At 61.1% G+C, this 21,904-nt stretch carries 12 protein-coding genes; 5 read left to right on the top strand and 7 right to left on the bottom strand.

What is annotated here, in order from left to right; translation table 11 throughout:
• Positions 1-88: 88 nt before the first annotated feature.
• Both BFP96_RS24990 and BFP96_RS24985 read left to right on the top strand, forming a co-directional pair.
• Positions 89-5,872: a membrane-targeted effector domain-containing toxin gene (locus tag BFP96_RS24990; RefSeq protein WP_065937214.1), complete on the top strand. Its 5,784-nt coding sequence runs from the start codon at positions 89-91 to the stop codon at positions 5,870-5,872.
• Positions 5,873-6,219: 347 nt separating this feature from the next.
• On the top strand, positions 6,220-11,169 hold the full coding sequence (locus tag BFP96_RS24985) for an NEL-type E3 ubiquitin ligase domain-containing protein (RefSeq protein WP_256549190.1): 4,950 nt from the start codon (positions 6,220-6,222) through the stop codon (positions 11,167-11,169).
• Positions 11,170-11,182: 13 nt separating this feature from the next.
• Here BFP96_RS24985 and BFP96_RS24980 read toward each other — a convergent pair whose 3' ends face one another.
• The 5 genes from BFP96_RS24980 to BFP96_RS24960 all read right to left on the bottom strand — a co-directional run bounded on the left by BFP96_RS24980 (position 11,183) and on the right by BFP96_RS24960 (position 16,894).
• Positions 11,183-11,665: a CS1 type fimbrial major subunit gene (locus tag BFP96_RS24980; RefSeq protein WP_065898235.1), complete on the bottom strand. Its 483-nt coding sequence runs from the start codon at positions 11,663-11,665 to the stop codon at positions 11,183-11,185.
• Positions 11,666-11,670: 5 nt separating this feature from the next.
• Entirely contained in the window at positions 11,671-12,429 is a 759-nt protein-coding gene (locus BFP96_RS24975) for a pilus assembly protein (protein ID WP_065894868.1), read from the bottom strand.
• A gap of 71 nt (positions 12,430-12,500) precedes the next feature.
• On the bottom strand, positions 12,501-13,745 hold the full coding sequence (locus BFP96_RS24970) for a hypothetical protein (RefSeq protein WP_065937212.1): 1,245 nt from the start codon (positions 13,743-13,745) through the stop codon (positions 12,501-12,503).
• A gap of 21 nt (positions 13,746-13,766) precedes the next feature.
• Positions 13,767-16,289 carry a CS1-pili formation C-terminal domain-containing protein gene (locus tag BFP96_RS24965; protein ID WP_065895710.1) on the bottom strand — a complete coding sequence of 841 codons (2,523 nt, stop codon included), beginning with the start codon at positions 16,287-16,289 and terminating at the stop codon, positions 13,767-13,769.
• A gap of 107 nt (positions 16,290-16,396) precedes the next feature.
• Entirely contained in the window at positions 16,397-16,894 is a 498-nt protein-coding gene (locus tag BFP96_RS24960) for a CS1 type fimbrial major subunit (RefSeq protein WP_065895711.1), read from the bottom strand.
• Positions 16,895-17,392: 498 nt separating this feature from the next.
• On the opposite strand from BFP96_RS24960, the gene BFP96_RS24955 reads away from it, so the two are divergent.
• Together BFP96_RS24955 and BFP96_RS24950 are read left to right on the top strand one after the other, a co-directional pair.
• Positions 17,393-17,902 (top strand): PadR family transcriptional regulator, encoded by a 510-nt coding sequence (locus BFP96_RS24955; protein ID WP_065895712.1) that lies wholly within the window; start codon positions 17,393-17,395, stop codon positions 17,900-17,902.
• Positions 17,899-18,666, top strand: coding sequence for a siderophore-interacting protein (locus BFP96_RS24950; protein ID WP_065937211.1), 768 nt, complete (start codon positions 17,899-17,901; stop codon positions 18,664-18,666). The genes BFP96_RS24955 and BFP96_RS24950 overlap by 4 nt, the downstream gene beginning before the upstream one ends.
• Positions 18,667-18,838: 172 nt before the next feature.
• Here BFP96_RS24950 and BFP96_RS24945 read toward each other — a convergent pair whose 3' ends face one another.
• Positions 18,839-19,465, bottom strand: a complete 627-nt coding sequence (locus BFP96_RS24945) for a Pr6Pr family membrane protein (protein ID WP_065937210.1) — start codon at positions 19,463-19,465, stop codon at positions 18,839-18,841.
• 4 nt (positions 19,466-19,469) lie between these two features.
• Positions 19,470-19,703 (bottom strand): VF530 family protein, encoded by a 234-nt coding sequence (locus BFP96_RS24940; RefSeq protein ID WP_065885949.1) that lies wholly within the window; start codon positions 19,701-19,703, stop codon positions 19,470-19,472.
• Between the two features lie 169 nt (positions 19,704-19,872).
• Here BFP96_RS24940 and BFP96_RS24935 point away from each other — a divergent pair, with 169 nt between their 5' ends.
• Positions 19,873-21,891 (top strand): TonB-dependent receptor, encoded by a 2,019-nt coding sequence (locus BFP96_RS24935; RefSeq protein ID WP_065937209.1) that lies wholly within the window; start codon positions 19,873-19,875, stop codon positions 21,889-21,891.
• Positions 21,892-21,904: the final 13 nt, after the last annotated feature.

Here is a 21,904-nt window from a genome sequence, read left to right as displayed (position 1 = left end):
CTGACCCGCACCTTCAATAGTTACCGCCGCGCTCACTCGCCCTCGCCGCATGCTGATGGATCATTCCATCAGCATGAGGACAGTGCCAATGAGCACACCGACGCCCCCTTCGCCCTCACCCAAGCTTCAAGAAATACACACCCAGCTGCTTGAAATCGACCCGCAGTTGCGCACTCAAACCCGGCAGCCTCCCGTCTTACCCCCTGAACTGCTTGCGCTGGAAAAGCTCAATACCACCCTGATCAACGCCAACAACGCCCTGCTGGAGAGGTCACGCAGTTTGTTTGAGGCATTGACGCGGGCAGACCTCACCCAAGCCGCCGGAAAAACACTGCTCGCCCAGCTCAAAACCGACCTGAACACACACCTGCTGGGCCTTGACGAAGCCAGCACCGTCAATGGTCTGGGCCGCAAGAGCTATCTCGCCCAGACGGCGGGTCTTGGCGCGCTGGAGCAGCAGGCCAGGCTTGATGTGCGCGATTACCTGCTGGCCCCGGCAGAACAACGCATGGTTGAAGACTGCTCCCGGGGCGCGGATTATCGGCCGGGGATGTACTCGCTCAACTTCAGCTACCAGGACAAAACCGTGGAGTTTGCCGGGGCCTTTGTGCTTACGCGCAAATCCAGCCCGGTTGTGGATAACCTGACCTCGGGAGAGGACCTCGGCCAGGTGCTGTTGTTCACCCCAAACCGAGGCCTGGAGTCCTTCGATTCGCTGGCGCAACTCGACCAGCGACTCAAGCCGACGCTAGCGTTGCCGGCAGGCCACGAGGAGTTCTGCCAACACCTGCCGGTGCGTTATCAGGCGCTGGACGTCGACGATATCTGGCCACTGCAATTGCTGCCCATCAGCGGCGAGCCCTTGTTCGAACATACCTACAACGCGATCATCGACAAGCGCAGCCAGGACATCGAATGGGCATTGAGCCTGGTCGAAAACCCGCTGCACGAGGCAACACAGCTCCAGTCAGCACTGGACGACGCGGTGAAGGCCGCACTGCCGGATTTGTCCTCACGCCTGGCGTTCAGGCGCCAACGACTGCTGGAGCGCAGCGTGTACAACGGCCTGCCGGACTGGTATCGCCACGCGGCTGCGACGGACCAGCAAACCCTGAGTCGTTGCCTGCAGGATTACAATCAGGCCCGGGCGACCTATATCGAGCTGCTGGGGCCTGCCGCTTCGCCTCAGGCGCTGGCGCATTTCCAGCTGACCGAGTACCTGGACGAAGCGCTGGAAATCCACGACCTGAACCCGCTCCACCTGAACATCACCACCCGACGCCATGTCGCCCATGTCGGCACCTATGAGCAAACGCGCAGTCTGGCGCAATTAAGCCATGACGGGCTGCATGCGGGCGACGAGCTGCCCGGCTCTGATTTTTTGACCAACACCACCCTGACGTACGCGGGGGCGGCACTGCAAGGCGAGCATGCCGTGCTGAATGCGCAGAGCCTGCTCGAGATACTCCGCGAATCCGGCCTGCAACCGCGCCTGGACTTCGCCGCGCTGCAAAAACAAATGCAGACCGAAACCCGCTTCAGACAGGCGACTCGCGACCTGTTTGATCATCGCCTGGTGCTGCTGGCCTTTATCGCCCGCTTGCGAGGCGACCTGAGCCACGCGGACCATGCCTTGTTCGACACCTTGCGCGCCGGTACCAACCCGCTCCTGTGCGCACGCACCGTGCTGTTGCACGGCGCGCAACTCAAAGACCTGTGGCTATTGCGCGAGGTGGACGCCACCGGCCAAGTCCGGCGCTTGTTGCTGTGCACCCCGAACTCGCCGCGCGAGCGACAGTTCCAGGCATTCGCCACCGAGCGCGAATGCCAGGCGCATATCATCCGTTGGGCTGATGACCACACCCGCTCAAAGGGTCGCACCCTGCGCGACTACCTGTTGGAGCAATGCCCGCTGCGGTTTCGCCCGAAGATGGGCACGTTCCTGGCAGGGCTGGGCTTCAAGCCCGACGCAAGGGAACACGAAGAGGTGACATTCGGCCCGGTGTGCTCGCACACGGTCTGCCTGGACGCCATGGTCGTGCATTCGCAAAGCGCAGCGCAGGACGACTACGAATACAGCACCCCGCTCTGGTATCGCTCGGCCCAGCCGGCAGACCGAACCCGTTTGACCCGCCTTGCCGACGATGCCGCAGGTGCCCTGCGCACCTACGACGCCATGCCCGATTCGCACGCCAACTTCATCACCTTCGATGCCTATCTGCATGCCAAGGCCACACTCAGCCTGAACACGCTGCTGGGCCGTCCTCAGAATGATGTCGACCCTGACAGCGTGTTCGTGTCGGCGCCCTGGCCGCTGCTGGGCGGCAAGCCGAAGCCCATTACCTATACGAGGCTGTACCGCGACGGTTACACGGACAACGTCGGCTTCATCGATCCGAAATTCTCTACCTCGGCCACGTTCAGCGGGCCGGCGGGCGTCGACCTGAGCCGCCTGACCCCGCAGAACGTGTCAAGGTCGGTGACCGGTGTCTGGATCGGTCGACGCTACACCGACGAAGTGCGCGCCAAATTGCAAAGCGCGAACAGCCCCGGATATGCCAGACGGCGCGACGCCACGCTGGCCATCACACAACTGCAGATGAAATACGCGGCGCTCGACTGCTGCCTGCGTGGCCATATCGCCCGGCTCGACCTGACCTGGCTGGAGCGAGCCATCGACAGCCTTGGCGACACGGCGGCTGCGACTCGCTCCACTTATCAGGTACACCGCCTGACGATTGACGGCGATTGGGTAATGGGCAACTACCTGTTCAGCCATGCAAACAACCCGGTGTTGCTCTACACCCCCAACGCACCCGACGGCATCGGCTTTCGTGAGGCGAAGCTGTTCAACTACTGGCTGAAAAAAGTCAACGGTGTGTCGGCTTACCTGCACGGTCGGGTGCCGGTCCAATCCCAGGCGCGGATCACCACGTTCCTGACGACTGCCCGCGATGGACTGCCCGAAACGATTGACCGCACCACCCCCAGCCTGGCGCGCTATGACAGGACAACGCCTGACACCACCCTGACCGACCTGCGCAACGATGTCTACAACATGGTGCTGCAACGAAAAATAGACGATGTGACTGCCACCACGGTCAATCGCACAGAGATGATCATGGGGATTGTCTGGACGTGCGTCGAACTGGTCACCACCATCGCCACCATTCCATTCCCCGTGTTGAGCCTGGGCCTGGGTGGCTTGTTGGCCTTCAAGGACGCGATGCTCGCCATCACCGCCTACCAACAGGGCGACATGGCCGGCGCCTTGAGACACTACATCGGCTACCTGGCCAATGTGGGCGGTGCTGTGTTGTTTGACGTTCGCCAGGCCCTTAAAGGCCCCTTCAATACATTGTCGATCAGACCGGTGACCAAAGCGCTGACACAGTCCACGCTGATCAACGATATCGACCCTGGTATTGCTGCCGGCATGAAACCCGTGATGTTCGATACCCATCAGTTCTGGGTCAAAAACACACCGGATCCTCTGGGGCGATATCTGCTGTTTCGCCATGACCCCGTCACCGGCCAAATGCAGTCGACTGCACGCCTGGTCAACCAGAACGCCGATGGCCATTGGGTTCGTTCCGGGGTTGCGGGAGGTGGCCGTAGAAAGACCTATACGCTACTCCAGGAGGAGGCCAACCAGTCCCTGGCGCGCTATGAAATTGCACCCGAGCAAGGCAAGTACTTCAGATCAGCGCTCAACCTTGAGTACGTGCGCACCATCACCAGTCATCCGGATGACACCATTGCGCAGGGCGCACGTGAAGGGGCCTATCTGGATTTGAAGCCTCTACGTGACAGCTACCGCAATCAGGTGAAACACCTGACTGAAGATACGCAGGCACTTTACGCCTCGCCTCCAGCACGCCCGGACCGCACCGGCTTGCCGGTACTGGCAGCCGATTCCAGCCCGCCTACCGTACTGGCCGGCCTGTTCCCACTCAAGAAGCGGCTGATCATTGGCGCTTCCAACACCAGCGTTGCCAGCAAGCAGTTACTGATCGAAAACCTGCCGGCCCTGGCAGCGCAAGGACTCAAGCGCTTGCACATCGAAAACCTGCCGGCCGATGTTTTCCGCACCAAACTCAAAATCATCAATGGCGAAACCAAGGGCAACCTTGCGCACGCCTTGAAACAGGTCGAGGACCACTTGGCGCGCGTCGATGCGAGTTTGGGCTGGGGCGCGGATGCGCCGTTTACCTTCCGTAAACTGATGCTCGAAGCCCACAGGCACAAGGTCGCAATCGACGGCGTGGACGCCTCGAGTTCTTATCATCTGGAACACGCGCTGGAGCTGTCTGACAAAGAGCGGTTTATCCCGCGCAACAGCCAGCTCAGAAATTTCTATTCCCACAAAGCCCTCGCGCAAAACGATCCCGATGATGGCTGGATCGCCCTGGTAGATCACAGTCGCATAGGCAGTACCGACGAGGTGCCGGGCCTGGCTGACTTGCAGAATGTCATTGCCTTGCGTGTGGATGATGCTACCCCTGGCCAGGCAGTGGGCCTCCTGCCTGATACATCCGCCGCCGCGCTGTCGCGGGGTGATTACAGGCTGACAATGGCCACAACCGCCCAAACCTTGCCGACGGCCGGCCCCTCAAGAGCGGTACCGGGCCCCCCATCACCGTCTCATTACCATGAGTTTGATCTGCCCGCGTCGTTCAAACCGGACCTGGACGAGATGGTGCATAGGCATGACAGCTTTGACCCCATCTACGGGCCTCGAACGGGAGACCCGTACCATCCGGCGCACCAGGCGTTCAAGCAAACACGCAGTCGCCTGGATGAAACCGCCAAACAGGCGTTGGCCGCCTACACGCCACTGCCACGCCCGGATTTCGCCGACCTTGCCACGGCGACCAGCGAGGAGGCGTTCATCACGCAGTTGTTTAAAAAGATACGGGGACTGGTTATCGGCGAGTCCCATCTTGATACCTACAGCAAACGGTTCCTGATCAAACACATGAAGCTGTTGAAGCAGGAGGGCGTGGAGACCTTGTACCTGGAGCACCTGCTCACCGATCTGCATCAGGCAGAGCTGGAGGATTTCTTGCGCATCAGCGAAATGCCGAAAAACCTCAAACGCTACCTGAGCGCGCAGGATGCCGGCCATATGCGCGGTTATACCGGGCCCGACACTTACACCAATGTGGTCAAAGCCGCGAACAAGGCGGGCATTCGGGTGCGGGCGCTCGACTGCACAGCCAGCTATCACGTCAAGCGCATGTACGGGGACAAGGCCCGCATGAACCTGTTCAGCTATTTCGCCAATGAGGTGATCAAGGCTGACCAACTGGCACAGGGCCCGCATCGATGGGTCGCGCTCATCGGGGATGCCCACTGTGACCTGCACCTGGGTGTCCCGGGCCTTGCGCAATTGCAGGATGGGGTCAGCTTGAAGATACGCGATGTTCACCCCACCCAGGCATTGCCGCTGCAGCGGGGCGGATGGGAGTTCGTCGAAGGTCAGATCGGCTCCCCCGGAACAAAAACCCTGCGCAGTGACTTCACGTTGCACGTCGGTATTGCCGGTAAGCCCATGCCGTTTCCCAAGGCGGTGCCGGACCGCGCATGGCTGAGGAACATCAACGAGTTCCTGATCGAGCAGCCTTCAGCCGCCCACGCCAATGTGCTGCACCGTTCCGAGAGCGGAGCGATTGTGTCCACCCCCATTCAAATTAACGATACCGGGGAATTTTTTGTCGAGCGTTGGCCGCAGTTGCAAGGCAGGTCCTATACGACCCTGGAAAACCTGGCAGCGCAGCTTAAGACAGAGGTGAAGCTGTCGCCTGTCTCCAGGGCGGCCCAGCCAGGCGAGCCACTGCGACAGGTGAAGGGGACGTTGCCTGCCTTCTGATCGCTAGCCGACGCCTGTCGGCTGAAGCACCACTCACTGTCAACTTTTCACGTTTATTCCTGCCCGGCCCAAGTGCCGGGCAGCCCTTGACTGTTCCTTAAAAAGGCAACCTGACCATGCTATTGGAGTCTCCTTATCAACACGCTGCACGCTATGCAGAAACGGGTATTCACTTTGACTTGATCAAGCGTGCACTCCCCGCTTGGCTCAGCTCGACAACGCTGGCCCGCGTTCGCGCGGTGCAGGCCGCGAGCCCCTGGGTCTACACACGAATCACGTCTATCGACAGGCCCCTGAACACGGCTTCGACAGAGGCCATGGCCGAGCATTGGACAGCCCGGAACACGGTGGACGAAACATTCAAATACGTAAAAGACGTTTATACATTCGCTGAACCCCTGCTCAAAAAAGCCTTACGTGAATACGGCAACATTGATGTAAAAAACACCTTTATTCGTCTTTATGCCCCCGCTAAAAACAGCTGGTGGGCCATTGGCATACGCAAAGGCGTGACCAGCCGGACCGTATCGTTACTGGACGCAGCCCTGCATAATTTTTCTGCCGGCGAGCAATTTGCCGACTTTGCGTTCTTGTCCAGGGCGGACGCTCAAGGCCAGCAGAACATTCTCCAGCTCACCTCGCGAACCACTGGCCAGGCCTTGACCGCACTGGGCTTCAAAAACCTGTGCCGCAGCCTGAATATCGGCCTGCAATACCAGACGCGACTATTGAAAGTTTTGGGGTTCAACAATCAGGTGCAGGCCGATAAATTACGCCGCAAGGTGATTGCCTGCGATAAGGCGGCGCTGAAAAACGCCGCCTGTATCGCCCTGTCGCAAGGGCATATCCAAGACGATGCCCGGCAATTGCTCTTGGATATCGCCGAGGGCAAGCCGGCCCCGGCCCTGGGTGGCATTGCGGTGCAGTACTACAACCTGAGCCTGCTGGATGCCCAACTGAGCGGTATTGTGCTGATTGCCGCGCCACAAGGCAGCGACAAACACATCGAGCGCTTGCTGGCCTTCATCCCCGAAGACCCCGAGCACCCGTTGAAGGAGTACGCCTCGCCGGTCGAGTTCATGAACGAACTGACACGCCAACTGCGCGACAGCACCGCGACCCTCGATGAAAAGGGCCAGGCACTTTCCAAAGCCACCTACCGGCAATTCTTCAGTCAATTTGTGGACCATAAACAACGCGGATATTTTTTCGCCGAGCTGCAAAACCGCCTGTTCAAGGTGCAATGGCATCAGAAGAAACGCACCGACAGCGGCCCCAGCTGGCAAACCATCCCGGTTGACACGCCGCAGTTGCATTTCAGCGTGCAAAACATCTTTGACGATTACCAGAACCGCCCTCCGGCCGGCCATTCCGAACCCGATACGCTGTGGCATTACCTGTACCGGGTCAAACTCAACAAGATCGTCAACGATACCCGGGAAATTGCCATCACCACCGCCTATGCAGACCTGATGGCCCGCTGGGCCTGGTGGGACAACCTGGGCAAGATGCTCTCGGACATCCTTAATGCCGCGCTACTGGTGGTCACGCCATTCGTACCGTTCCTGGGGGAGTTGATGCTCGCCTACACCGCCTACCAGGTGGCCAACGAGGTATTCGAAGGCATCGTTGACTGGGCACAGGGTGACGGGCTGCAAGCGATTGCTCATGCCATGGAGGTGGCGCAGGCGGTGGTGCAACTGGGGGTTTGGGCGGCGGCCGGCACGGTAGGCCAGACGCTTGCACTCACGCCGTCGCCCTTCGTCGAAGGGTTGCACCCGGTGGAACTGGCCGGCGGCGAAAAACGCTTGTGGAACCCGGACCTTTCGCCGTACCAGCAGAGCATCAGCCTGCCCAAAGGCACCCTGCCTGACGCACAAGGCTTATATCAGCATGCTCAAAAACACTGGCTGGCACACGCAGACAACCACTATCAGATCGAACGCGACCCACACCTGCCTCACCAGCGCATCGTGCATCCCCGCCGGCCACACGCCTATCAACCGAAGATACGCTTCAATGGCAGCGGTGCCTGGGTGCATGAAGGTGAACAACCCCGCAGTTGGGACGATCACACGCTGATGCGCCGGATCAGTCCTGCCACCCAGGCGCTGAGTACCGAGCAGCTCGAACAGATCCGGGTCATCAGTGGCAGCGAGCCGGACCATCTGCGCCACATGTACGTGCGCAACCGCCCCTCCGCACCGCTGTTGGCCGACAGCCTTGAACGCTTTCAAGCAGGCCGGTTTGCCGAAGAGTCAGCCCGCAGGATGCGCACAGGCCAAACGCTCGAGCCATATACCTATTGGTTCGAACAGGCCGTCACAGAGCTTCCCGGCTGGCCGCCAGACAAAGCCCTGGAGGTGTTTCACAACAGCGACCTGAGCGGCGAGTCGCGTAAATACGGGAATGCCGACGCCGCGTCGGCGGATACCTTGACCATCAGCCTGGCCGACGTGATGGCTGCCAGGCTGCCGGAGCGCGTGCTGGGTTTTTTCGACGAACAACAGATCACTGCGTTACTGGGCGACAGCTTGCCCCCGGCCGAACAGGTGCAGGCGTTGCGCAATCGACTGGCGGACTACGTCGACGGCTTTGGCGGTCATATCGCCAACAGCCATTATCAATTGGGCCAAGTCAGCAGCGACCCGCACGTGGCCCTGCTGCGCCAGAGCGCTCCCGAGCTGCCAGTGAGCTGTGCCAACGCCCTGCTCAGGCAGGCCTGGCCAGAAGAGTCCACGGTGATGACGCACGAGCAGCGCCTGCCCTTGCGTCTCAAAAGCCTGGCACGCGAGCTGGACGTCGACAGCCAGGCCTGCCGCGCTGTCGAAGGGCTCTACCCGCAACATCAACCTTCGGTGCAAAGCGAACGGTTGGTGCTCAACACCTTGCGTCTGCACAGCGATGCGTTCGGCAACCTGAAAGTCGACCTGCGCGACGGCAGCCCCGGCGGCCCTTTGCGCTGCAGCGTCGGCGATGCCAATGCGCCCCAGACCCGCACCCTGGTGCGCAGCACAGACGGGCACTATGCGGTGTTCGACGCCGATGCCAAGCCGCTGACCGCTGCCGCCACGCTGTACGAGTCCCTGCTCTGGACCCTGGCACAGGACCCGCAACGCGCGCCTCTCTTCGCCGTCGGCGAAGGTGAGCAACTGCGCCAATGGGTGATCGAACGCAATCAGACGCCCGCCGAGCGGCGCCTGGCCCTGGCCGACCCCACCGTGAGCAGGCGACCTGCGCCCGAGACCGAAGTGCTGCTGGGCGGCGGTGCCTCGTGCAAAATGTCCCGCGTCGACAGCTATGACATGCAGCCCAAAACCATTGAAGAGCGCATCAAGCTGTTACTTCCCGCAATGAGCAAAGACAGCGTTCGACGCCTGTCTATCACGCTGGGCACAGCCGAAGGCGAGCAAACGCTGACGCAGATGGAATCGCAAAAACAGCAGCTGTTCCATCAGCTCGATACCTATATAAAAAGTCCGACGCGCTGGGAAAGCACCCTGCTGGAGGCGCAAGTGCGCAAGCGTCGAGCGGAAGTCGCGACCCGCCTCTATGACGGCTGGAGCAACGGCCTGACGGTGCATCTGGACGACAGCTTCGAACACCGTGGCGGTATCGCCCTGGACTTGTTCAATACCCCTCTACCCGACGAACTGCCCACCCTCAATGTGCCACTGAACCACATCAGCGACCTGGACCTGCGCGGTTGTGAATTTTCCGATAGCCATGCCGCCTTTCTCGACAATTTCCCGCATCTGCGCGACCTCGACCTGAGTCGCAACACACTCACCAGGCTGCCTGAGACCCTCGGCAAGCTCAAACGCCTGCGCCGTTTGTACCTGGAAGGAAATGCCATCGTGCTGGATGAGGCGGCCATGTCGACACTCGCCCGGCTCAAGCGCCTCAAACAGCTTGAAATGGCCGGTAACCCGCTGGGGCAGGCACCGGACATCCGCCAGATGCCGGCCCTGACCCTGCTGAACCTGCGCGATACACAGATACACGACTGGCCCGCCGGGCTCATCGGCCAATCCCGCGCGCGCGGATTCCAACTGGACCTGAGCGAGAACCCGATCACCCGGTTGCCCCATGTCGCCCCAGGCTCGGATGATGCCGACATCATCGCCCGCACACGGCTGGACCAAAGCAGGCTCACCTCGGACTTTCAGGACTTGCTCGCCGAATACCGCGAGTCAGTGGGGCTGGACGCGCTGCGCACCTATGCACCCAAAGGCCAGAGCGAACCCTGGCTGACCTGCATCAAGCCGGCAGAGCGCGAGCGCCATCGGCAACTGTGGGAGGAGATTGAAAAGGAACCGGGCTCCCAGGGCCTGTTTGAAGTGATCGGATCGCTTGAGGAACCCGATGAGTTTCAAGCCGAGGAGGACCGCCTGGCCTACCAGAGCAATCGGCCGGAATTGAGCCAGCGGGTGTGGCGCCTGCTGCGGGCGGTCGAAACCGACAGCGACCTGCGCGAACGCGTGTTCAAGGATACCCGCTACCCCGGACTGTGCCCCGACGCGGGCGCGTTGATCTTTCAGAAGCTGGGGGTCGAAGTGCTTGCCAGTGAAGCCCATCGCACCAGCACATCACCAGAGGAACTTGAAGCCAGGCTGGTGGTGCTGGCCCGCGGCGCCGCGCGCGACGCGTATATGGGCAAAGCCATCGGCGAAGATATCGCCCACCGCCTCAAACCCAAAGACCAGGGCGGGCTGGGGCAACGGCTATGGTCGCAAGTCATCGACGGCGAGCATGGCGAGGTCGACGAAGCGGGCATTCATCTGGCCTATCGCAGCAGCCTGGCGGACCGACTGGACCTGCCCTGGCTCTCGTCGCATATGACTTACCGCACACTGGCTGACGTGACCCCCGCACAGATCGACAAGGTCGCCGCGGCGGTCGAAAGGCTCGAAGAAGGTGACGGCCTGGTCAATCAGATGCTGCTGGACAAAGGTTGGGAGCGTTACCTTGAGCAGCACCACCCCACCGCCAAATGGAACAATGACACCGCCTTTGACCGCAAGTACCTCCAGCTCGATGAACTACAGGCGCTGCAAGCGCAATACGCTCAGTCGCAGGACCTGCCGCAGACCGATCGGCAAGCCCTGCAGACGAAACTGCGCGACCTGGCGCAGGCCCTGGAACTGGATGAAGCCGGCGTATTATCCGGCAACCCGATGAGTGCGGCGCAGTACGATACAACCCTGAACGAGCTGGGATACCGTCACAATCAGTGGCTGCGAGACCTGACCCGCGAAGCGCTGAACCGGGCAGGCCCACGCAAGAACCGCGCTTGATGGAACCGAACGGTCAGGGTGCCAGAAAATCAAACATCAGGTGCACCGTGCCGTAGTAGGCCCCGCCCTGGTAGCCCCCCTCGGGCTCGATTGGAGCAATCTCCAGCTCGACGCGCCGGCCCATGCCCGCCTCGTCGGCGCTGAGTACCCGGGTCGAGTCCAGGGTCAGGGGCACCCGGTTGAACAGCACGCGCAAATCAATACGGTCGCGGCCGCTCACCAGATAGGGCGTGTCCCCCAGGCGCGCGGCCACGCCGCCATTGAGGTTCTTCACGTCGAAGTTCTTGCGCAGGCGCCCGAGCCTGGAGGTGGCCAGGTCCCATGCCAGCACCTGGTCCTGCCCCATCCAGTCGGGTTCGGAGGGCAACACGTAGGCCTCATGAACAGGGATAGTCACCGACACCTCAAAACTGTGGCGCTCCTGAAACGCCTGTGCCTGCCCGCCGATGGACAACGTTGCGATCAACGCCGCCCATACCGTCAGTTGCTTGAACATTGTCATCACCCGTTGCTGTTGACCGTCATCGGTTTTTTGTCGCGGCCTTCAATCATCTGGAAGCGGTACTCACGGCCGGGTTTCTTCTCCAGCATCCACTGACGGCCCGGCAGGATGTGGTGCTTGGTGGTGGCTTCGCAGTCGGTTTTTTGCGTCACCGAACAGTCCCGGAATTCGTCGAGCACCACCACACTGTTTCCGGCATTGCGCAGGGTGTACTGGCTGGCTGTCTCGACAACCTTCGTATCGAAGCGGGTGTCCTTGGGTCGCACGAAAAACACGGTGCCGTAGCCGGCCATGATGTTGACCCCGGCCGCCAAGTCCTTTCTGTACGCGTCACGCTCGACGTCGGTGACGGCAAAGTCGTCGTCCTTTTCCGGTATTACCGGGATGAAGCGCACCCGGAAGTAACGCTCTTTGTCGCGCTGGCCCATGTACAGCAGACGGGTGCCCTGGCGCCCGCCCGCCGGGACGATCAGCCGCGCCGGGCTGGCCATCAGACCGTCGCGGCTGGTGGCGCCACCCTTGTCGTCGGTCAGGGAGGCGACCGGGACTTCCCTGGACGTGCCGTCGGCGCTGTAGACGATCTCCAGCACATTGACCTTGATAAAGGCGGTGCTGGTGCCCCCATTGAACACTCGCTTGAGATAAGAACTGCGGTCGCCTTCCAGGTAGTCGTACACCACGCCGACATTGATCGCCGGCCCGGCCTGCGCCGCCCACGACATGAGCAACAGCCCAGCCCCTAACACTGCATGTTTCATGTTTGCTTACGCCTCATTGATTGAACGCGGCTCACCGCCCGCTGCGGGAGCCGATATGCGGGTAATGCCCGCTAGACTTCCGAATCCCAGATCACCGTGGCCACGCCGGAATAGGTACTGCCGGGCTTTTTGAGCATGTCGGCGACGTCATCCCTGGCCACTTCGAAATGCAACTTGCCCTCGCGGTTGTTCAAGTATTGCGTTGGCTGGAACAGTTCGGTGCCCACGCCGTCGAGGCGCAGGGGCAGCTTGTTGACGCCTTGGTCGTGCTGGTCACGCAAGCCATAGGGCAGGCTCACGGCCACTTGCAGCGGCACTTCGTCACCGTCGCTGTTGCGCAGGCCGCAGGTGTTGCCGATGACCAGGCCACACTCAAGGGTCATCTTGAAACGTGAGCTGGCGGAAATCGCAAAGGTCTGGTCGCGCCACAATCGCGACGGGCGCCGCCCCTGGTTGAGCCAGGCTTGCCAGCCGCCCTCGGGGAGCAGCTCGACGCGATTGGCGCCGGCCGGCAGGTCGACCTTGAGCACGTGTTCCACCGACAGGATGAAATTGAAGGTCAGGGCCGTTTCGTCGGGGATCATGGCGTTGCCGAAATCCATATCACCGCCCGGCCCCATGGTGTAGGTGATGGAGCCTTCATAGGTACCGGCGTCCATGCCCAACGGGTTTGGCGTCTTGAGTTCATAACCGTACTCAAGCGAGCTGTAGCTCAACCGCGGAATCTCCACACCGTTGGTGACGCTGCAGGCGCCGGCGTTCTCCGGGACGATCCAGAAAAACAACGCGAACGCGGCTCCTGCCGCAATGTAATTGATCGGCATACACGGTGCGGGCGCCCCTCGCCAATAAGTGCTCCAACCCACACCTGGCGTCGCCCAGCCGGACACGCCCGGAGGGTAGGAAACATTCCACCGGCCACCGATACCGGCAATACGCATCTGCACCGTCTCCGTGCGACCGGTAACGGCGTGTTTCACTTGCAGGTCGCGAAAGGCCGACGGCACCTTGAAATAAGCACTCTGGCGTGGATCCTCGGGGAACGCCGGTATTGGCCCATTGGAATAGGCCCGGAACGCAGTGTTACGAATACTGAAGGTATTGACCGCCTCGCACTTGGCTGGAACGTGCCAGGGACATAAGCCACTTTGCGGCGTGGTGTTGACGAATTTGTTGTTCGTCGGGTTGGCCGGATCGGGGCGAAACACCGCCGTGATCTGCTCGACAATAGCCAGCGCCGGCAGGCTGTAAGCGCCTAGAGCCAGCGCTAACGCACACAGGCCCAGGCGTTTTTTGGTTGCGGTAATCAAGGTCATGAACTCCAGTTTCAACCGCCGTCAACCGGCGGTTTCGGCGTGATAGGTCGCTTCGGCCAAGGTGTCCGGCGTGCAGCGCAAGTCACCAATCATCAACACGTCGTTTTCGTTCGGCGCATTGCTTGGGTCCAAACGAAACTGGCAAAGCAGCTGGTTTTGGTAGCGCACTTGCAAGGTGGGCGCGCTGGAACTCATTTCCATCGAGAAAAATCCGTCCACCTCGCTGACCCCACGGCTGGCGTGATTGATCACGTGATGCCCCTTGAGCGGTGTACCGCGTTCGTCCAGCAACCGGCCAAGCACAGTGACGGTTTTCATCACGGTAATCTTTCGATAGTCCACACCGCCCTTGTTCAGGTGATAGCTGGCGCGGGTTGGTTGAATATTGGCCGCCGGCGGGTGGTTGCCTTCAAAGTCGAAACTCACGCTGCTGCTCTTGTAGGCCGAGACCGGCACGTAGTTGCGCCCCGGCCGCAGGATCGCACCGCCACCACCGAGGTCGTCGGCGCGCAGTTCGATTGCGTCAAGGTCGGTTTCAACGTCGATGATCATCCCCGCACCGTTACCCTGGTACTGGCTGCTCAGCAACATCTTGCCGGCACCGGCAACGAAGGTGCTGTTGAGGTTCAAGCCACCACTGAGGTCACCGTTGAAGGAGCTGCGCTGCACAAAGCCGTCACCGCTGACCGCGCTGGTATTGAAGCTGGCCATGCCCGACAGGCCAACGCCGTAGGTATCGGTGATGGCGGTCGCGGAGACGCTTTGCAGCATGTGGTCGGTGAGGTCCTGGCGCACCGTCACCGAGGCATTGTTGTCGCGCCCGCCGTCTCGGGCCGTGCGGGTGCCGATGCTGCCGGAAATCTGCCGGCCTTCAGTGCCCAGGTTGACACTCACGCTCACATCCACGCCACGATTGCGCGCGTCGTTGGTGCCGGCGCTGCCGGGCCGGTCGAACACCGAGAATCGCCAGTTGGCGTCGCTGCCGAACAGGTTGTCGTGGCGACTCCAGCCCAGGTCCAGCCCGGCCCCCTCGATATTGCCCTCACTGTGGGACAGGCGCATGTTCAGGGTGTTTTTCGCGTCGAGCCGGTGGTTGACCGACAACGCGGTGTTGCTGGCCTCGCCCACGAAGGTATTGCGGCGCAGGCGCGTACCATCCGGTAGGGTTTCGTACGTGTCACGGGTGTCCAGCCAGCTGCGGTTATGGCTGAACACCAGGTTGGTCGAGCCCAGGGTGTAGAGCCCTTGCAGGTCCAGGCCGGTGCCATGTTCCTGGGTCTGGTACAGGTTGGCATAGACGCTGGTGTTGTTGGCCACCGTCCAGTCCATCGACCCGCCGTATTGCAGCTGCTCGCGCACCTGGCGGGCCGACAGGCCGAGGATCACGCGCGGGTGCACCAGGTAATTGAGCGACGCTCCGGCCGTCACCGCGCCCGAGGCCTGCTCATCCCAGTTGCTGAGGAGCTTGGTCTCGCGTCCGGCAAATACGTTGTAGCGCCAGCGGTCTTCGGCGTTGCGCCAGTTGCTGGGTTTGTACACCAGTTCCTGGGTGGTGCTGGTCGTCAGGCCGTCCTCCACCAGGCGCACTTCAACCTCATAGATGCCGCCGGGCAGTGGCCGGGTATCCAGGGTTTGCAGCCCGGCCGCCACGGCCTGGGTGTTGATCAACAAGCCGTTGCGGTAGATCTCAACCGCTGCCTGGCGGTTGGCGGTTACGTAGATCGGATACACGCTGGGTTTGGAGTTGTTGATGGCCAGGCTGTCGGAACTGCCATACATCAGGCCCACCGCCGTATCGGGGCTGGCACCGAAGCTGCGCAGTTGACGGGTCAGGCCATCGGAATTGGGGGTGAAGTGGCCGAGGCGGAAAAACTGCCCTTCCAGTTCACGCTGGGTATACAGCTCATGGATCGCATGGCGTACTTGTTCCTCATCGCCACTTTGCCGCGCCAGTTGCAGGTTGAGCACCTGGCTCCAGTTGCCGAGGCTTGAACTGGCTTGCAAGCCGTAGCGTCCGCCCAGGCTGTCTTCCTGGCTGCCGTTGAGGTTGAGCTGGTTGTTGATGATCAACCCGAGGCTGCCGCCTTGCGGCTGGTCGTAGAAGCGCGGGGTGTCATCACTGCGTTCGACGTCCTGGGTGAGGATCGCGAGCTGGGAGTTTTCCAGGTTGTAGAACGCCGAGATCATCTTCTCCGGGCAGGTCTGGGTGCAGGCGCCCAATGCCACGCCGTTCTCCAGCAGCGCCTGCCAGGTATCACGGGTGGCGGCCGGGACTTTGCTGTCGCCGGTATCGGTAAATTCGAGCAGGGTCACACGGTCATCCCGCGACAAGACGATCAGCGCCTCGCCCAGCAGTTGCCGATCGAGATCCACGCGCACCGCCAGCGGCACGTCGAAAAAGTGATCGCTGAACCCCGCGGGCAGGCCTTGGGCCTGGGCGATCAAACTGCCGGGGGTTGCAGCGCCGGAAGCAGCAGGTGCCGCCAACGCACTCGTACACATCAGCAGCACAAGCGCAGCCGCGATAGGCGTCATCGGAAACATGAACGGATACCCTGAATGCCAAGAGAGAAAAAATCAGGTCGGCGGACAGAGAAGGAAATCAGCCGACCTGCAAGCAAATGCCCGTGGTCAACGGGCATGCATTGGCATCAAAGCGTCGGCAATACGGCGTCGAATACCACCGGCATCACTGCGGTGTAGGAGCCGCGTTGAGTGGCGGTAGGCTTGGCCGCGACGATGCGCATTTCGGCGCCCACGCCTGGGGTGGAGTCGGCTTCGTTGACCACTTCCTGAGGCGTGCCGGTCAGGGTGACGCCGTTGAGGCTGGTGGTGAGCGCGATGTTCTGCGCAGCGTCACCATTGAACAGTACAGCCGGGCCGCCTTCGATGTAGGCGTGTACCGAACCGTTGGTGTTCTTGATGTCGTAGATCGCGCTCAGGGGCGCCAGCTCGCCGCTGACCAGGTTATAGGTCATGGTTTCATCACGACCCCAGTTCGGGTCACGCGGTTGTGCGTGGAAAACGGTGGTCGGGATAGTCGCCTTGATGTTGACGGTATGGCTGGCTTCTCCGGCAGCAAAGGCTGTTACCGAGGAAGACAGGGCCAGAATAGCCAGAGGGGCAGCAACAGCAAACTTTTTGAACATGGAGTCAATACCTGTAGTTGGAAAACTTATTGATTTTTTCGTCGCCAAGAGCATCCTCGAACAACGAACAACCGCGCCGGTTAGTTGCACCGTACGCTGCCAGGCAATAATCGACCCAAACTAAAAGCAGGTATGCAGGCGCATTCCAATATACGCGTAGCCCTTGTAAACAGGCGCCGCGTGAAAAAGATGGCATTTTGCCAAAACTTTAAAAGTGTCCGTAGGAATTGAACTACATGCGCATAATACAGAGTGCGTTAATCCTCGAACGAACGTGCACTACACAAATAACTAAATGTCAGATACTCAGGTGTATCGGCGCATATTCGAGCACCAACTCTAATTAAAGTTATAACTCTAATTTGATTATCCTCCAAGCAGCTTTCAACTAAAGGCCGTTGCAGGCCGTGCGCCAACCTGGCCCTGACCGCTGGTCGGCAGAGGCTGGCGCACGCCACAAGATATATCTTAAGTTATATCTAACAGAGGAGGACCATCATGAAGCCTGAACATCGCGGTGACTTTGAAAAACGCGGCGGTCGCGGCCCACGGGTTTTCGCCCCAGGCGACCTGAAGCTGTTGCTGCTGGCGCTGATCGCCGAGCAACCCTGCCATGGCTACGACCTGATCCGCCGCATCGAAAACCTCTTCGACGGTGCGTACAGCCCCAGTCCCGGCGTGATCTATCCCACCCTGACCTTCCTCGAAGAGAGCGAGTTGATCAGCGGTGACGCCCAGGGCGGGAAAAAACACTACACAATCACCGACGCCGGTCGTCTCTTTCTTAACGAGCAAGCCGTTGCCCTGGACGGCGTGCGCATGCGCATCGACGTCAGCAAACGCTCGCTGCGCGGCCACGACCGCCCACCGGAAATTCACGAGGCGGTGCACAACCTGCGCCATGCCCTGCATTCGCACCACGGGCGCTGGAGCCCGGAAGAAATCGTTCGTGTCGCGGCGCTGCTCAATCGCACCGCTCAAGCCATTGCCGACGGGAGAGATCAATGAACACACACACCATCCATCGCGTCACCCACGAGATCAAACGCCGCCGCCTGCAGGTACTGCGAGTAGTGGATATCACCCCACGCATGCGCCGCATTACGCTGGGTGGGCCGGAACTGGCAGGGTTTGTCAGCCTGGGCAGTGATGATCACATCAAGCTGCTGTTCCCGCAGAACGCCGCCGAGCAAGCCGCGCTGGAAAGCCCGACCTTCAGCATCAAGGGCGACGGCCCGCAACCTGCAATGCGCGATTACACGCCACGGCGTTTCGACCTGGGCATTGGCGAACTGGATATCGACTTCGTGCTGCACGGCGACGGCCCGGCGTCGACCTGGGCCGAGCAGGCGCAAGTCGGCCAGCACCTGCATATCGGTGGGCCACGGGGCTCGATGATCGTGCCGGATATCTTCGACAGCTACCTGCTGATCGGCGATGAAACCGCCCTGCCCGCCATTGGGCGACGCCTGGAAGAATTACCCGCCGGGCGCAAGGTGCTGGCGGTGATTGAAATTGCCGATGCCGCCGAGCAACAGACACTGGAAAGTGCGGCGGATGTTGAAATCATTTGGGTGCTGCGTGGCCAGGACGACCTGCTCGACGTGGTACGCAACCTGACGCTGCCCGGCGGCACGCTGTACAGCTTTGTCGCGACCGAAACCAAGGTGTCGCGCCAGGTGCGGCGGGTATTGCTGGAGACGCACAAGGTCAACGAGGAATACCTCAAGGCCGTGGGCTACTGGCGCGCGGAAGGCAGCGACGAAGATTAACCTGTGGGAGGCGGCTTGCCCTGATGCCAGTCAGTTAAGCGTACACCGCCCTCTGTAGGAGCGAGCTTGCTCGCGAAAAACGTCAACGATAACGCGTACTTTCTGAATGAGCGCGGTGCCTGTGACTGTTTCGCGAGCAAGCTCGCTCCTACAGACATTGATCGTGCCCACTTTAAATCGAGCGTGGTTTGAGGCGTTTATCCAGCCCCACTAACGCCAGCGCAATGACGATGAACCCCAGCAAAATCCCCCCGGCATTCACGAACACCTGTGGATAACCCAGGCTGTCCACGTCCATGAACGGGTACTGATACTGCCCAAGCAAATGCCCGCGCAGCAGCACATAACCAAAATACGCCACGGGGTAAATCACCCACCCGGCGATGTGCTTGAGCTGCAAGGTGCCTTTGGGCACGCAGCGCCACCAGTAGATCAGAAACAGCAGCGGCATCACGTCATGCAGCAATTCATCGGCGATGAACTGAAAGCCTTCGGGGCTCCATAAATGCCGTAGCAGCAGGTTGTAGGCCAGGCTCACCACCACGATGCTGGTGGCAATCGCGCCGCAGATGCCGGGCTTGAGGAAGAACCGTCTGGCGGCGGATTCGCGGGTGACCAGCGCGTAGCTCAGCACCACGACCACCAGCGTATTGGTCAGCACCGTGAAGAAACTGAAGAAGCTGATCAACCCGCCCAGCAGGCTCGCGCCGCTGGACCAGCGCGAATACAAAATCAGGTATTGCTGGATCGCCAGTCCCACCCAACCGGCGAGCGCGGCCGCTGCGACATAACGCTTCATGGGCTCAGTCCAACGGGCGTTTGGTGCGCATCAGCTTGACGTACAACCCTTCGACTTTTTCACGGGCCCAAGGGGTCTTGCGCAGGAAGGTCAGGCTCGACTTGATGCTGGGATCGCTCTTGAAGCAGCGGATATCAATACGCTCGGCCAGGCCGCTCCATTCGTAATGCGCCACCAGCGTGGTGAGGACATGTTGCAGGGTCACGCCGTGGAGTGGGTCGTTGCTTGTCGCGGTCATGCCGGGCCTTTTGCAGGAGAGGAAACACAGCCGCGCACCTTAGCCGACGGGGCGTATCGGTGGAAGCACTGCATTGAATATAGCCGCTTGGCAAAAGTTCCCCTTCGCAGCCTAAAAAGAGATGTTATATTGTAACATCTCTTATCAAAATCCTGCCAAGGAATGTCCGATGTCCGTCTCCTGTTTCTGGCGTTTGTCCCCGCTCGCCGCCGCCCTGCTGATCTGCTCCGAAGGCCACGCCCTGGAGCTGCAACCGCAAATCATCACCGCCAATCCCCTGGGCAACGAACAGCTCGCCTCGCCCACCACCGTACTGGAAGGCGATGAGCTGACCCTGCAGCAAAAAGGCAGCCTTGGCGAAACCCTGAACAAGCAGCCGGGGGTGTCGTCTTCCTACTTTGGCCCGGGCGCCAGCCGGCCGATCATTCGTGGCCAGGACGGTGACCGGATTCGCCTCCTGCGCAATGGCGTCGGTGCGCTGGATGCATCGTCGCTGTCCTATGACCATGCCGTGCCGCTGGACCCGATCAACGTCGAACGCATTGAAATCGTGCGCGGCCCGGCGGCCTTGCTGTACGGCGGCAGCGCCATCGGCGGCGTGGTCAATACCTTTGACAACCGCATCCCCACCGCCGCCATCGAAGGCATCCACGGTGCCGGTGAACTGCGCTACGGCGGCGCCGACACCACCCGCAGCAGCGCGGGCAAGCTGGAGGCCGGCGACGGCACCTTCGCCTTGCACCTGGACGCCAACGCGCGGGAATTCAACGACCTGAAAATCCCGGGCTCTGCGCGTAGCCGCCATGCCCCCGACACCGAGGATGGCCCCGGCAAGAACGGCCGCCTGGGCAACAGCGACGGGCGCCAGGATGGCGGTGCCGTAGGCGGTTCCTACACCTGGGATGACGGCTACGCGGGGCTGTCCTACAGCAACTACGACAGTAACTACGGCTCCCCGGCCGAGCAGGATGTGCGCATCCGCATGCAGCAGGAGCACTACGCCTTCGCATCCGAGATCCGTAACCTGCAAGGGCCGTTCACCTCGGTGAAACTCGACGCGGGCTATACCGACTACGAACACCGCGAAATCGAAGGTGGCGAAACCGGTACAACCTTCAAGAACAAAGGCTATGAAGCCCGCGTTGAAGCCCGTCACCAGCCTGTCGGCCCATTCGATGGCGTGGTCGGCGCCCAGGTGACCCGCAACGAGTTCTCGGCCCTGGGCGAAGAAGCCTTCGTGCCCCAGACCGACACCAACGCCGGTGCACTGTTTATCCTTGAAGAGATGCAAGCCAGCGAACGCCTGAAGCTCAGCCTCGGCGGGCGCCTGGAACACACCAGCGTCGACCCGGATGCCAAGGGCAACGCGCGCTTCGCCAATGCCGACAAGGCCAGTGACTTCACCGCAGGCAGCCTGTCCTCCGGCGCGGTTTACAGCCTGACGCCGATCTGGTCACTGGCTGCAACGTTGGGCTACACCGAGCGTGCGCCCACGTTCTACGAGCTGTACGCCAATGGTGCCCACGTCGCCACCGGCACCTACGAATTGGGCGATGCCAACCTGTCCAAGGAAAAAGCCGTGTCCAGCGACCTGGCCCTGCGCTTCGACAACGGCACCCATAAAGGCAGCTTCGGCGTGTTCTACAGCCGCTTCTCCAATTACATCGGCCTGCTCGGCACTGGCCGTACGTTGAACGACGAAGGTGAAGAGGACGCCGGCGGTATTCCCGAGTACAGCTATTCCGGCGTACGCGCGCGTTTCGCCGGTTTCGAAGCCCAGGATCACTGGAAACTCGGCGAAGGCGCCTACGGCAAGTTCGCCCTGGAGCTGTCGGGCGACTACACCCGCGCGACCAACCTGGACACGGGCGAAGCCCTGCCGCGCATTGCGCCGCTGCGCTTGAACAGCGGGTTGCTCTGGGAACTGGACCGTTGGCAGGCGCGTATCGATGTGGAACACGCTGCCGGCCAGGGGCGCGTGCCGAGCAATGAAAGCGGCACCGATGGCTATACCACCCTCGGCGCAAGCGCGGGTTACCACTTCAACGTCGGCAGCAGCCAGTGGCTGGCGTTCGTCAACGGTGAAAACCTGACCAACCAGACGGTGCGCTATGCCAGCTCGATCCTGCGCGACATCGCGCCGGCACCGGGGCGCAGTGTGCAGTTCGGCATCCGCACCACCTTCTAACCCACACCACAAA

Source organism: Pseudomonas sp. 34 E 7 (assembly GCF_900005715.1).
In the GTDB taxonomy this organism is placed as follows: domain Bacteria; phylum Pseudomonadota; class Gammaproteobacteria; order Pseudomonadales; family Pseudomonadaceae; genus Aquipseudomonas; species Aquipseudomonas orientalis_A.
The sequence above is the reverse complement of the archived record's forward strand: the minus strand, read 5'-3'. Positions and strand labels throughout refer to the sequence as shown.